Genomic DNA, 12289 nt, shown 5'->3' on the forward strand with positions numbered 1-12289 from the left:
CCAGGTGGCGGTATGGTAACGCGATGTGCACAAGCGCGTGGCGCACTTGATTCGGCGTCAGTTCGTCTTCTTCGCCCCCGCCGACTTGCTGCCGATCTTCGACTCTTTCCCCGCAATCAGGTTACCGATGTTCTTGCTGTGCCGGTACAGCAGCAGCGCGCTCATCGCCACCACCGCAAACAGGATCTCGTCGGCGCCGAACAGCAGCCCGTAATAGAACGGAGCGAACACCGAGGCCACGAGCGCGGCCAGCGACGAATAGCGGAAGGCATAGGCCACGATCAGCCAGGTCGCGAGCGTCGCCAGACCCAGCCAGACGTTAATTCCGAGCAGCACGCCCAGCGCCGTGGCCACGCCCTTGCCGCCAACAAAACGGAAGAACACCGGCCACAGGTGGCCCAGGAAGACGGCGATAGCCACCAGCGCCACGCCGGCGTCGTCCAGCCCGTATTGCGGGCCGTACTTGATCGCCAGCCAGACCGCCAGCCAGCCCTTGAAGCCGTCGCCGATCAGGGTGGCGATCGCGGCCTTCTTGTTACCGCTGCGCAGCACGTTGGTGGCGCCGGGGTTCTTGGAACCGTAGGTGCGCGGGTCGGACAGGCCGAACACGCGGCTCATCACGACCGCAAAGGAAATCGAGCCGATCAGGTAAGCGGCAATGGTGGCAATCAGGGTAGTCATCTCGTCTCTTGTCGTCGTTGTCGGTACGGGACTGCGGTATCCCGTGGGGCGCACGGAATATACACCATCGGCCGGGCTGCCTGGAAGCTCAGTGCCGGCTCATTCGGCCAGCGCGCATTGCACCGGGAGCGCGCCGAGCACGCCGGTGAGGACAGTGGGGTCGACCCCGACCAGGTAGCCGCGGCGGCCGCCGTTGATGTAGATCTTGTCCAGCGCCAGCACCGATTCCTCGACATAGACCGGCATGGCCTTGCGGATGCCGAAGGGCGAGGTGCCGCCCACCAGATAGCCCGAATGGCGCTGCGCCACCTCCGGCTTGCACGGCTCGACCGACTTGCAGGGAATCGCCCGCGCCAGGTTCTTGGTGGACACCTTGCAATCGCCGTGCATCAGCACGATCAGGGGCCGCGCGGCCTCGTCCTGCATCACCAGTGTCTTCACCACATTGTGCTCGGGCACGCCTAATGCACGCGAAGAAACTGCTGTGCCGCCATGTTCTTCGTAGTCGTAAGGATGTTCGGTAAAAGCGACGCCTTGCTTGCGCAGGAACTGCGTCGCAGGAGTCTCAGACACGTGCTCTTTCTTGGCCATGCGTGGTACGCTAAAGACGAACATAAGGGGTTTCTATTATGCAGCAAGAAATTCGCTTTGCCACCTTCAATGCTTTCAACCTGGCGCCGCCGGGGGTACGCTGCTACGACAACCTCGAGCCCTGCACCCCGGAACAATACGAAGCCAAGCTGGACTGGACGGCACAGCAACTGGACCTGTTGAATGCCGACGTGATCGGCTTCCAGGAGATCTTTTCGCAGGCATGCCTGCGCGAGGTACTGGCGCGCACCCGCGGCTACCGCGAGGCGGCCCACCTGGGCTTCGATCCCGACCCGGAAGCGCCGCGCCTGACGCCGAGCGTGGCATTGGTGTCGCGCCTGCCGCTGGCCAGCGCCGGCCGGGCGCTGTCGCTGTTCCCGGAAAGCGTGACCATGCCGCCCGGCAGCCGCGACCCCGACCACTTCACGCGCGCGCCGCTGCATGCCGAAGTCGAGCTGGCGCCGGGCGTCGTCGTCGACGTGGTCGTGGTGCACCTGAAATCGCGCCGGCCCGACTACCGCAGCAGCGACACCGGCGAAGACCCGAATCTGTACGCCCTGGCCTGCCTGCGCTCGCTGATCCGGCGCGGCACCGAGGCCGCCGCGCTGCGCGTGCTGCTCACCGACATGGCGCGCGACAAGCAGCGCCCGCGCGTGGTGCTGGGCGACTTCAACGACGTGGCCGATTCGGTCACCACCGAGATCGTGCTGGGCGAAGGCTCGCCGCTGGCCGAACGCATGTTCGACGCCGCCCGCCTGCGCCGCCACCAGGACGGCCAGCGCAACGTGGGCTTTTCGATCGTGCACGAAAGCCGCCACTCGACCATCGACCATATTCTGGTCTCGCACGAATTCAATCCGCTGGTGCCGAACGGAATCGGCGAGGTGATCGACGTGGTCTACCTCAACGACCACCTCGAGCTGGGACTGGCGCAGGCCTCGGACCATGGACAGGTGCTGGCGCGCGTGCTGCTGTATCCGCAGGATGGGCAGTTCCATGGCGGGGTGGATTGAGCGGGGTGTAAGCCTGCGAGCAGCCTTTAATTTGAGCGCCGGGTGAAATCCGGCCTGCTGCTCGCCCCCGCCGCATAGAAGCCCTGGTACTCGTCGCACCCGTGCTGCCGCAGGAAGCGCAGCTGCTCCTCGGTCTCCACACCTTCCGCCACCACCTTCAAACGCAGGCTGCGCGCCACGGCAATGATCGCCGGGATCAGCGCGGCGTCGTCCGGGTCGTGCTCGATGTCGTTGACGAAGCTGCGGTCGATCTTCAGCTTGGACAAGGGGAAGCGCCGCAGCGAGGACAGGCTGGCAAGACCCGTGCCGAAGCGGTCCACGGCCAGTTGCACGCCGCGCGCGCGCAGCGCGGCCACGGTGCCGTCGAGCCCGCCATCACCCTGCATCAGCGCGCCTTCGGTGATTTCCAGGTGCAGGAAGGCCGGGTCCAGGCCGGACAGGTTCAGCGCGCCATCGACGGACTCGAACAATTCTTCGTGCAGGAACTGGCCGTCGGATAAATTAACCGCCACCGACACGTCGTGCCCTTCGTCGCGCCAGCCGCGCACCTGGCGGCAGGCTTCGCGCAGCACCCATTCGCCGATCGGCACCATCAGGCCGCACTCCTCGGCCACCGGCAGGAATTCGTGCGGCAGCAGCAGCCCGCGCTGCGGATGGCGCCAGCGGATCAGGGCCTCGACGCCGATCACGCGGCCGCTGCCGACGTCGAGCCCGGGCTGGTATTCGAGCAGAAATTCGCCGCGCGCCAGGGCCTGGCGCAGGCGCTGCTCGAGTTCACCGCGCTCGACCACGCGGGCGTTCATCTCGGGGCTGAAGAAGCGGAAGCTGTTGCGGCCGTTTCCCTTGGCGTGGTACATCGCGACGTCGGCATGGTGCATCAGGGTGTCGACGTCCTGGCCGTCGGTGGGGCAGATCGCGATCCCGATCGAGGCCGACAGCCCGAGCTCCTGCCCGCCCACCTCGACGGGGTGGGAAATGGCATGCATGACGGAGGCGGCGACGTGCGCGGCCTGGTCGGCGCCGCCGATATCGGCCAGCAGCATGACGAACTCGTCGCCGCCGAGCCGGCTGATGGTGTCGACCCGGCGCACGCAGCCGCGCAGGCGCGTGGCGACCTCGCGCAGCACGGCGTCGCCGACATGGTGGCCGTTGTTGTCGTTGATGGACTTGAAGCGGTCGAGGTCGAGGAAGAGCACGGCGAAGCAGTCGCGCTGGCGGCGCCAGGTGGCCAGCGCCTGGTGCATGCGGTCGAGGAAAAGCGTGCGGTTCGGCAGGCCTGTGAGCGGGTCGTGCTCGGCCTGGTGCCGTACCTGCTCTTCGGCCCGCTTGCGCTCGGTGATGTCGGACAGCATCGCCATATAGCTGCTGGCCTGGCCATGCGGGTCGCGGATGGTGCTCAAGGCCACCCAGGCCGTGTAGCGCTCGCCATTCTTGCGCACGGCCGGCATTTCGCCCTGCCAGCGGTCGTTGCCGTCGAGCTGGGACCAGATGCTTTCGTAAAAGCCCGTTTCGGCGTCACCCCAGGGCAGGCTGGCCAGGGTCGAACCGACGATGTCGGCGGCATCGAAACCGGTGATCGCCGTGAAGGCGCCGTTGACCATCTGCACGCGGTATTCGGCATCCATCACGATCATCGCCTCGTGCGCGTTCTGGAACACGCGCGCTGCCTGCATCAGGTTGTCTTCGGCCTGCTTGCGCGCCGTGATGTCGACTTCCATGCAGAACACCTGCTGGGCGGCGCCGTTGCGCTTGACCGGAAAATGGTTCGAGTGCAGCCACAGGCGCCGGCCGGCGGCGGTCTGAACGTACCAGTCGCGCGGCGCCGGTGCGACGCCGTCGCGCCAGATGCCGGCGATGGTGGCGTCGAATTCGGCCTGGCGGTCGAGGTGGGAGACGATATCGCTGAACGGCCGGCCCAGCGCCCGGCCGGCCGGGATGCCGAACAACTGTGCGCAGGCATGGTTCCAGAAGCGGACGATGCCGCCGGTGTCGACCGAATGCACGGCAACGGCCGGCGCGAGCTCGATCGCGGTGACAAAGCGGTAGAGCCAGTCGAGCGCTTCGCGCCCCGGGCCGTCGACGTCGAAGCCGTCGGGCGGCCCGTCCGGATCGGGGGATGGAGGAGGATGGCCTCCGCCTTCGCGTGCCGGATGAGCGCCACCGGCCTCGCCGTCACCGGCCGGCCGATCGTGTTTTTGCTCGCTCACGGAAAAGATCCTTTACACGCAGAAAAAGCCATGATGTCCATGACAATCCCACCATCTTCCCCGCTCTCCGCGCACGCTGTTTGCGTAGGCGCAAAGGCGTCGTCATGCCCTCGCTTCGTCGCGCTTTTCTGCGTTCCAGACCCGCCGGCCGGCGGCCCGTCGCATGATGCTGGAAGCGTGTGGAGTTGTTGCTTATATTTGCATCGTGCGCAAGGAGCTCCATCTTGTCACCAAGACGGAGCCCGAGCGCGAAACCATTCAGCTGGCGTCTTGCGACACCGGCTCGGCGGACTCCCCTTCGGGGGTATCCGACGCGGTATCCGACGCGGTATCCGACGCGGCGTCGGATGCTTCGCCGCCACCGTTCGGCTCGTCACGCTTGGCTTCCTGCTTGCGCCGGGCTTTTTCTTCCGCCTTGCGCTTCTTCTCGAGTTCCCGTTGCCGTTTTTCGTACCCGAAATTTGTCTTTGCCATGTTGTCCTCGTTGCCGTGAAATTAGGTGGTCGTGTAACCGTGCCAGGAGCATTATGGACTAGCCGGCCCATCCCGGCTTAATTTAACCCCTTGGGTGATGCTGGGCATGCAGGTGCTTGAGGCGCTCACGCGCAACATGCGTATAGATCTGTGTGGTCGAAATATCGGCGTGTCCCAGCAGCAGTTGCACTACCCGCAGGTCGGCGCCGTGGTTCAGCAAATGGGTGGCGAACGCATGGCGCAGCGTGTGGGGCGACAGCGGCCCCTTGATCCCGGCCTTGAGCGCATGCTTCTTGATCAGGATCCAGAACATCTGGCGCGTCATCGGCCCGCCGCGGCCAGTGACGAACAGCGCGTCATCCACCTGGCCATTGAGAATGATACCGCGCGCATCCTTCAGGTAGCGCTCCAGCCAGATGCGCGCTTCCTCACCAAAAGGCACCAGGCGCGTCTTGCTGCCCTTGCCGGTGACCCGCAACACGCCATCGTTCAGGCTGACTTCGACCAGTTTCAGGGCCACCAGTTCCGACACCCGCAGCCCGCTCGCATACATCAGCTCGAGCATCGTGCGCTCGCGCAGGCCCAGCGGCGTGGCCACGTCGGGCGCGGCCAGCAGCGCTTCGACCTGGGACTCGCTCAGGGTATGGACGAAGCGCAGCGGCTGCTTGGCCGAGGCCATCTGCAGGCAGGGATCGATGGCAATCTGGTTGCGGCGCAAGGCCAGCCCATAGAAGCGCTTGAGCACCGACAGGCGGCGGTTGGCGGAGCTGGGCAAGGTGTCGGCGTGGCGCTCGGCGAAATAGGCGGCGATGTCGTCCGGCTGCACCGCGAGCAAGCTGGCGCGTGCGGGCCGCTTGATGTGCAGCCAGCCGGCGAACAGGCGCAGGTCGCGCCGGTAGGCGTCGAGCGAATTCTTGGCCAGCCCCTGTTCCAGCCAGAGCGTGTCGCAGAACTCGTCGATCAGTCCCAGATCGATTGCTGCTGCCATGGGGAAGCGGTGGCGCCTTCGTGCCGCAGCAGCCAGCGCTTGACCGACAGGTGGAAGCCGTTTTCGTCGTCCTGGTTCGAGAAGCCGCCCAGGCCGCCTGAGGCCGTCACGCGGTGGCAGGGAATGATCAGGGGGAACCAGTTGGCGCCGCAGGCCTGGCCGACGGCGCGCGGCGCCGAGCCGATCAGCTTGGCGACCTGGCCATAGGTCTTGACGTTGCCGCGCGGGATGGCGGAAATCTCGCCCCAGACGCGGCGCTGGAACTCGGTGCCGGCCTCGAACAGCGGCAGCTCGAAACGGAAGTCGGGCTCTTTCAGGTACTGCGCCACCTGCGTTGCGGCTTCGGCAGCGACTTCGTTGTCGGCGGCTTTTTCCTCGAACGACGGCTGCAGGTAGACCAGTTCGCGCACGCGGCCATCCTGGGTGCGGATCCCGATCGCGCCGAACTCCGCCGGCACGATCGCGTTGAACAAGGTGCTCGCCTGGTCTGTTTTCATCTTCGCATCTTAACCGCAGGATTGCGGCGCAGGCAAAAAAAAAGCGCACCTGAGGTGCGCTCCAATTCGGGTCACGTTTCCGGCCGTTTAGCAGTGCTAACGGCTTCTGTAAAACGTGTGTCTCCTCAATTGTCTCCGGCATGCATCGCCGTGATTTGTTGTATTGCTCCCCAAAACCTGTCGTGTTCTGTACGCGCACGCACCATGTCAGTGCGAGCAGGTCCCATGATAACGCAAGCTTTCTGCCTGTGCGTATCTTTTTGGCCACATTACTTTAATTATTTTACTTATGAAGAATCTGCATCCTGCCCTGCATCATTGCGCCACTTCGCGGCGGATCGCCTCGACCACATCCTTGCCGATCCGCCCTTCCATCTGGGTATAGACCGGCGCCATCGCGCGCCGCCAGGCGGCCTGCTGCGCCGGCGTGAGCGTATGGATGGTGGTCTTGCCCGAGCGCCGGATCGCTTCCAGCGCCTCGTCATTGGTGCGCTGGGCAATGGTTTTCTCGTAGGCCGTGGCGTCGACCATCGCCCGTTCCAGGGTGGAGCGGATCTCCCTCGGCAAACCGTCCCAGAACTTCTTGTTGACGATGACCGCGTAGCCCAGGTAGCCGTGGTTCGACACCGTCAGGTGGCGCTGCGACTCGTGCATGCGCTGGGTGTACATGTTCGAGGGCGTGTTCTCGGTGCCCTCCACCACGCCGTCGCGCAGCGCCGGAGCGGTTTCCGAGAAGGCCAGCGCCAGCGGCTGGGCGCCGAGGGCGCGCATCTGGGCGTCCAGCACTTTTGAAGCCTGGATGCGCATGCGCAGGCCGCGGAAATCCCCGGGTTCGAGCAGCGGCTTGTTGGCCGACATGACCTTGAAGCCATTGTCCCAATAGCCGAGGCCGGTGATGCCCTTCGGTTCGAGCTTGCGCAGCAGGTTGCGGCCGATGCGGCCCTCGAGCACCGCATACAGCGCCTTCTTGGACGGGAAGATATATGGCAGGTCGAAGGCTTCGAATTCCTTCACGCCCAGCGGCGAGAACTTGGCCAGCGAAGGCGCCAGCATCTGCACCGCGCCCAGCTGCAGGGCTTCGAGCTCCTCGCGGTCCCTGTAGAGCTGGCTGTTCGGGTAGACTTCGACTTTCACCCGGCCCTTGGTGCGCTGCTCGGCCAGCGCCTTGAAGCGCTCGGCGGCCCGCCCCTTCGGGGTATCGGGCGCGACCACGTGGCTGAACTTGATGACGATCGGCGCCTGGGCCCGGGCGCCCGGGCTGGCGCAGGCAAGCAAGGCGGCAAGCAGCAGGACAGCCAGGGGTGGGATCTGCATGGCGGTTTCGGTTCTTCCTGGTGAGGACATTAGAATGGATCCAGTGTGCGCGGCCGCGGCCCGGGCCGCCATCGTGGACTTCCACAAGCACCCCGCAGTGTAACGGAGTACGACGCCCTTGAAGACATTCCCGCAGGCTAAAGCGCCAGCGCAAGCCCCCTTCCCGCCGCCCGCCCCCTCGCCCGCCACCGAGCGCGTGCGTTCCTGGCGCTGGCTGGTGCCGGTGCTGCTGGTGCTGCTGTTCCTGGCGGTGCTGATCTGGCTGCCGTGGCAGGCGCGCGAGATGGAAGCCACCGAGCGCCAGGAGCAATTGATCGCTGACACGCTGTGGGTCGAACAGACCCTGCGCTTCGAACTGGCGCGCAGCGAAGAGGCACTCGGCGGGCTCGGCGCCGACCTGGTCAGCCGCCCGCCCTCGCCAAGCGCCCTGCAGGCGCGCCTCAAGCAGATGTTCAACAATGGCCACGAGCTGGTGCGCGTGGTCTGGTATGGCCCGGACGGCAAGGTAGTAGCCAGCCATGGACTGGAAGCGCCCGCCCTTCTCCCCGCGCCGACCCGCATGGCCGCCGACGTGGCCGGCGCCACTCGCCGTGCCCGCTACAGCGAGCCTTACGGCGCGACCGCCACCTCGCCCGGCGTGCTCGACTACTACCTGCCGCTGTATGCGGGCGGCCAGCCGGCCGGCAGCCTGGTCGCGACCTACAGCCTGCAGGTGCTGCTCGACGAAACCGTGCCCTGGTGGTTCGCCCAGGACAACGCCCTCAGCCTGCTCGATCGCGACGATCGCAGCGTGGCCCGGCGCGTGGCTGGCGGCCCGGGACGCGGCATCTACACGCACCGGCGCGAGCTCGACCTGCCAGGGGCGCTCGTGGTGCTGTACACCAATAGCGTGAAGGGCGCGCCCAAGCTGCTGCCGAATTTGCTGGTGGGCTCGGTGATCGTGCTGGCGCTGGGCCTGGTGCTGAGCCTGGGCGCGCTGTGGCGCCACATCTCGCGCACCCTGGCGGCCGAAGCCGCGCTGCGCCAGCAGATGGCCTTCCGCACCGCGATGGAAAATTCCCTGATCACGGGCTTGCGCGCGCGCGACCTCGAAGGCCGGGTCACCTATGTCAACCGGGCGTTTTGCGAAATTGTCGGTTTGCCGGCGGAAGAACTGGTCGGCAAGAAGCCGCCGATGGCCTATTGGGCGCCGGAAGTCATGGCCGAATACGAAGAGCGCTTCCGCGGCGTGCTGGCGGGGAATATCACGCCCCAGTTCGAGACCGTGTTCCAGCGCCCGGACGGCGTGCGGGTGCCGGTGCTGGTGTTCGAGGCGCCGCTGGTGGACGCCGACGGCCGCCAGTCCGGCTGGATGAGTTCCGTGCTCGACATCACCGACCGCAAGCGCGCCGAAGAACTCAACCGGCAGCAGCAGGAAAAGCTCGAGGCCAGCGCGCGCCTGGCCACGATGGGCGAGATCTCGTCGATGCTGGCGCACGAGCTGAACCAGCCGCTGGCGGCGATTTCCAGCTATACGGCGGGCGCGCTCAACGTGCTCGAGCGCAGTACCGCTTCTAGCGAGCCGGTCAATCCCGGCATGCTGCGGCATGCGCTGGACCAGGCGCGCCAGCAGGCCCAGCGCGCCGGCCAGATCATCCGCAGCGTGCACGAGTTCGTGAAGAAACGCGAGCCGCGGCGCGAGCTGGTGACGATTCGCAGCGTGATCGAGGGCGTGCACGCGCTGGTGGAATTGCAGGCCCGCCAGGCCAATGTCGTGCTGAGAATCGAGCAGGCGCCGCAACTGCCCTTGGTGCTGGCCGACCGCGTGCTGCTCGAGCAGGTGCTGCTCAACCTGACGCGCAATGCGATCGAGGCGATGCAGGACACGCGCCCGGACCAGCGCGTGCTGCGCATCGCCGCCAGCCAGCTGGAAGGCCAGGTCCTGGTGTCGGTGATCGACCGCGGCCACGGCATCGCGCCGGAAGTAGCGGCCGGCCTGTTCTCGCCCTTCTATTCGACCAAGGCCGAAGGCATGGGCATGGGCCTGTCGATCTGCCGCACCGCGATCGAGTTCCACGGCGGGACGCTCACCCATGCGCCGAACCCGGGCGGGGGCACCATCTTCACGTTTGCATTGCCGGCGCAAGCGGCGGGCGGGGCGGTGGGCTAAAATCCGCCTGCGGCGTTCTTGCCGCCATCACAACAGCACGGGCTCAGCCCGGCCGGGAGACACCACATGCTGCACATCGTCGACGACGAAGACGTCATTCGCGACGCCCTGGCCTGGCTGGCGCAGTCGCGCGGCCTGCCGTCCCGCGGCTATGCCAGTGGCGAGGAATTCCTCGACGCCGCCAAGGCGCCCAGCCTGGAGGGCGACTGCGTGCTGCTCGACGTGCGCATGTCCGGCATGAATGGCGTCGCGGTTTTTGACCAGTTGGCAAAACTTGGCCTGGTCGCGCGCCTGCCGGTGATCTTTTTAACCGGCCACGGCGACGTGCCGATGGCGGTCGACTCGCTCAAGCGCGGCGCCTTTGATTTCTTCGAAAAACCGTTCAACGACAACGTGCTGATGGACCGGGTCGAAGAAGCCTTGGCGTCCTCGCGCAAGGCGGCCGCGGCAAGCCTGGTGCAGGCACGCCTGGCCACGCTGTCGGCGCGCGAGCGCGAAGTGCTCGACCTGATCCTGGCTGGGATGATGAACAAGGTGGTGGCGGACAAGCTGGGCATCAGCATGCGCACGGTCGAAGTGCACCGCGCGCATATCTTCGACAAGATGCAGGTCAAGACGGCAGTCGAATTGGCCGGATTGCTCAAGTAGGGTGGCCGGCTTCGCCGGCCGCGCGTTCAAACCGTCGTGGCTCCGTCGAACGATGTTTATATTCGCGCACTGGTTGAACGCGCGGGCGGGAGACCCGCCCACCCTACGTATCGCTCTCTATTTCCCTACGAAAACACATCCCAAGCGTCCCGGCTATTTGAACGAAGCCTTGTAAAATGACGCGGAACGCGCCGCAGCCTTACCTGCCGCAGCGCACTTGCACGAGGGGTATTCATGAGCGAAAAGACAGTTGCAGACAAGATGTTTTTGAAGACGGCGAAGTCGATCCAGGTCATCAACGGCCAGGTCCACCCGTCCGTCGTGGCCCAGCTGCCCGCCGAACTCATCAAGGAAGGCGACGGCCCCTTCGACGTGATCCTGCTGTTCGCCCTGAATCGCAAGGAGCTCGAGCAACACCTGCCCGCCGCCAAGGAACGCCTGGGCGAAAAGGGCTCGCTGTGGATCGCCTATCTCAAGCAGACCGCCTCCAAGGCCACCGACATCAACCGCGATTCGATCAATGCCTATGCCAAGGAAAACGGCATTACCGGCGTGGCGATGATTTCCATCGACCTGGACTGGTCGGCCCTGCGCCTGAAACGCATCGAATTATGACGCGTGGCGCGCGAGCGCCCAGCTGACGTGCTCGCGCACCAGTTCCGACGGGTGCTCGCTGCGTGAGCGCAGCGCGGCCACGATGGCGGCGTCGCCCCTGGCGGCCGGACTGGCCGCCGCATTGCCCAGCCCCACCGCCAGGTTGCGCAGCCAGCGTTCGTGGCCGATGCGCCGGATCGGGCTGCCTTCCATCCGGCGGTTGAATTCTCCTTCCTCCCACGCGAACGCCGCGACCAGGCCGGCTTCGCCGAGGCCGTTGCGCTCGTCGAAATCGGGGAGCGAGGCGCGCTGGGCAAACTTGTTCCACGGGCAGGCCAGCTGGCAATCGTCGCAGCCATAGATGCGGTTGCCGATCAGCGGGCGAAATTCCTCCGGGATGCTGCCCTTGAGTTCGATGGTGAGATAGGAAATGCAGCGCCGCGCATCCAGCCGGCCGGGGCCGAGGATGGCCTGGGTGGGACACACCTCGATGCAGGCCTCGCAGCCGCCGCAATGCGCGCCCGTGGGCGGGTCCACAGGCAAGGGAATGTCCACCAGGATCTCGCCGATGAAGAAGGTCGAGCCGGCGGCGCGCGACAGCAGCAAGGTGTGCTTGCCGCGCCAGCCCAGGCCCGCTTTTTCGGCCAGCGGCAATTCCATCACCGGCGCCGAGTCGGTGAACACGCGGTAGCCCAGCTCGCCGACCGCCGCCTTGACCCGTTCGGCCAGCGCCGCCAGGCGGTTGCGCAGCACCTTGTGGTAGTCGCGGCCACGCGCATAGACCGAGACCACGGCGGCGCCGGGTTCCAGCTGGCGCGCGGCTTCCACGGTGCGCCAGTCTTCCCCCCGGCTCATGGGAAGATAATCCATGCGCGCCACGATGGCGCGCACCGTGCCCGGCACCAGTTCGCCGGGACGCGCACGCTTCATGCCGTGGCTTGCCATATAATCCATCTCGCCATGGCAGCCCGCGTCCAGCCAGGCCTGCAGCCCGGCTTCCGCATGCGCCAGGTCGACGTCGGCGATGCGCACGTCGGCAAAACCGAGCTCAAGCCCCCAGGCCTTGATGGCGCGTGCGAGTCCGGGTAAATCGGTCAGGTCGGGGGAAGTCGTCGGCATGGCAGGATGGAACA

At 66.1% G+C, this 12289-nt stretch carries 12 protein-coding genes; 4 read left to right on the forward strand and 8 right to left on the reverse strand.

Going from position 1 to position 12289, the window contains the following annotated elements:
* Window positions 1–57: 57 nt before the first annotated feature.
* A complete protein-coding gene (gene plsY / locus AC56LR_RS00900) occupies window positions 58–681 on the reverse strand; it encodes a glycerol-3-phosphate 1-O-acyltransferase PlsY (protein WP_497126426.1) in 624 nt (207 codons plus the stop codon).
* 99 nt (window positions 682–780) lie between these two features.
* Window positions 781–1272: an aminoacyl-tRNA deacylase gene (locus AC56LR_RS00905; protein ID WP_497126885.1), complete on the reverse strand. Its 492-nt coding sequence runs from the start codon at window positions 1270–1272 to the stop codon at window positions 781–783.
* Between the two features lie 38 nt (window positions 1273–1310).
* Here AC56LR_RS00905 and AC56LR_RS00910 point away from each other — a divergent pair, with 38 nt between their 5' ends.
* Entirely contained in the window at window positions 1311–2285 is a 975-nt protein-coding gene (locus tag AC56LR_RS00910; protein ID WP_497126428.1) for an endonuclease/exonuclease/phosphatase family protein, read from the forward strand.
* A 26-nt stretch (window positions 2286–2311) separates the two neighbouring features.
* Here the strand turns inward: AC56LR_RS00910 and AC56LR_RS00915 are convergent, their stop codons facing one another.
* From AC56LR_RS00915 to AC56LR_RS00935, 5 genes are all read right to left on the reverse strand, one after another.
* The gene (locus tag AC56LR_RS00915; RefSeq protein WP_497126430.1) at window positions 2312–4492 is read right to left on the reverse strand and encodes a putative bifunctional diguanylate cyclase/phosphodiesterase; all 2181 of its coding nucleotides are present in this window, start codon (window positions 4490–4492) and stop codon (window positions 2312–2314) included.
* 258 nt (window positions 4493–4750) lie between these two features.
* Window positions 4751–4966 (reverse strand): hypothetical protein, encoded by a 216-nt coding sequence (locus AC56LR_RS00920; RefSeq protein ID WP_497126432.1) that lies wholly within the window; start codon window positions 4964–4966, stop codon window positions 4751–4753.
* Between the two features lie 82 nt (window positions 4967–5048).
* On the reverse strand, window positions 5049–5954 hold the full coding sequence (gene xerD / locus AC56LR_RS00925) for a site-specific tyrosine recombinase XerD (protein WP_497126434.1): 906 nt from the start codon (window positions 5952–5954) through the stop codon (window positions 5049–5051).
* Window positions 5927–6451 carry a methylated-DNA--[protein]-cysteine S-methyltransferase gene (locus AC56LR_RS00930; RefSeq protein WP_497126436.1) on the reverse strand — a complete coding sequence of 175 codons (525 nt, stop codon included), beginning with the start codon at window positions 6449–6451 and terminating at the stop codon, window positions 5927–5929. Before AC56LR_RS00930 ends, xerD begins: the two co-directional genes overlap by 28 nt.
* 315 nt (window positions 6452–6766) lie before the next feature.
* Window positions 6767–7765, reverse strand: coding sequence for a TRAP transporter substrate-binding protein (locus AC56LR_RS00935; RefSeq protein ID WP_497126438.1), 999 nt, complete (start codon window positions 7763–7765; stop codon window positions 6767–6769).
* A 196-nt stretch (window positions 7766–7961) separates the two neighbouring features.
* Between AC56LR_RS00935 and AC56LR_RS00940 the strand changes: the two genes are divergently transcribed.
* The 3 genes from AC56LR_RS00940 (at window position 7962) to AC56LR_RS00950 (ending at window position 11177) form a co-directional block, all read left to right on the forward strand.
* A complete protein-coding gene (locus AC56LR_RS00940) occupies window positions 7962–9914 on the forward strand; it encodes a two-component system sensor histidine kinase NtrB (RefSeq protein WP_497126887.1) in 1953 nt (650 codons plus the stop codon).
* A 66-nt stretch (window positions 9915–9980) separates the two neighbouring features.
* The gene (locus AC56LR_RS00945) at window positions 9981–10562 is read left to right on the forward strand and encodes a response regulator transcription factor (RefSeq protein ID WP_497126440.1); all 582 of its coding nucleotides are present in this window, start codon (window positions 9981–9983) and stop codon (window positions 10560–10562) included.
* Window positions 10563–10796: 234 nt separating this feature from the next.
* Window positions 10797–11177 (forward strand): DUF3052 family protein, encoded by a 381-nt coding sequence (locus AC56LR_RS00950; protein WP_497126442.1) that lies wholly within the window; start codon window positions 10797–10799, stop codon window positions 11175–11177.
* On the opposite strand, the gene queG is transcribed toward AC56LR_RS00950, so the two are convergent.
* Entirely contained in the window at window positions 11172–12275 is a 1104-nt protein-coding gene (gene queG, locus AC56LR_RS00955) for a tRNA epoxyqueuosine(34) reductase QueG (RefSeq protein ID WP_497126444.1), read from the reverse strand. The genes AC56LR_RS00950 and queG overlap by 6 nt on opposite strands.
* Window positions 12276–12289 lie beyond the last annotated feature (14 nt).

Source organism: Telluria sp. ZT3P39, assembly GCF_059685935.1.

Bases quoted from the DNA above. Each gene is read 5' to 3' on its own strand.
- AC56LR_RS00935 (WP_497126438.1), bottom strand. From the start codon at position 7,765: ATGCAGATCCCACCCCTGGCTGTCCTGCTGCTTGCCGCCTTGCTTGCC.
- AC56LR_RS00930 (WP_497126436.1), bottom strand. From the start codon at position 6,451: ATGAAAACAGACCAGGCGAGCACCTTGTTCAACGCGATCGTGCCGGCG.
- AC56LR_RS00910 (WP_497126428.1), top strand. From the start codon at position 1,311: ATGCAGCAAGAAATTCGCTTTGCCACCTTCAATGCTTTCAACCTGGCG.
- xerD (WP_497126434.1), bottom strand. From the start codon at position 5,954: ATGGCAGCAGCAATCGATCTGGGACTGATCGACGAGTTCTGCGACACG.
- plsY (WP_497126426.1), bottom strand. From the start codon at position 681: ATGACTACCCTGATTGCCACCATTGCCGCTTACCTGATCGGCTCGATT.
- AC56LR_RS00945 (WP_497126440.1), top strand. From the start codon at position 9,981: ATGCTGCACATCGTCGACGACGAAGACGTCATTCGCGACGCCCTGGCC.
- AC56LR_RS00905 (WP_497126885.1), bottom strand. From the start codon at position 1,272: ATGGCCAAGAAAGAGCACGTGTCTGAGACTCCTGCGACGCAGTTCCTG.
- AC56LR_RS00920 (WP_497126432.1), bottom strand. From the start codon at position 4,966: ATGGCAAAGACAAATTTCGGGTACGAAAAACGGCAACGGGAACTCGAG.
- queG (WP_497126444.1), bottom strand. From the start codon at position 12,275: ATGCCGACGACTTCCCCCGACCTGACCGATTTACCCGGACTCGCACGC.
- AC56LR_RS00950 (WP_497126442.1), top strand. From the start codon at position 10,797: ATGAGCGAAAAGACAGTTGCAGACAAGATGTTTTTGAAGACGGCGAAG.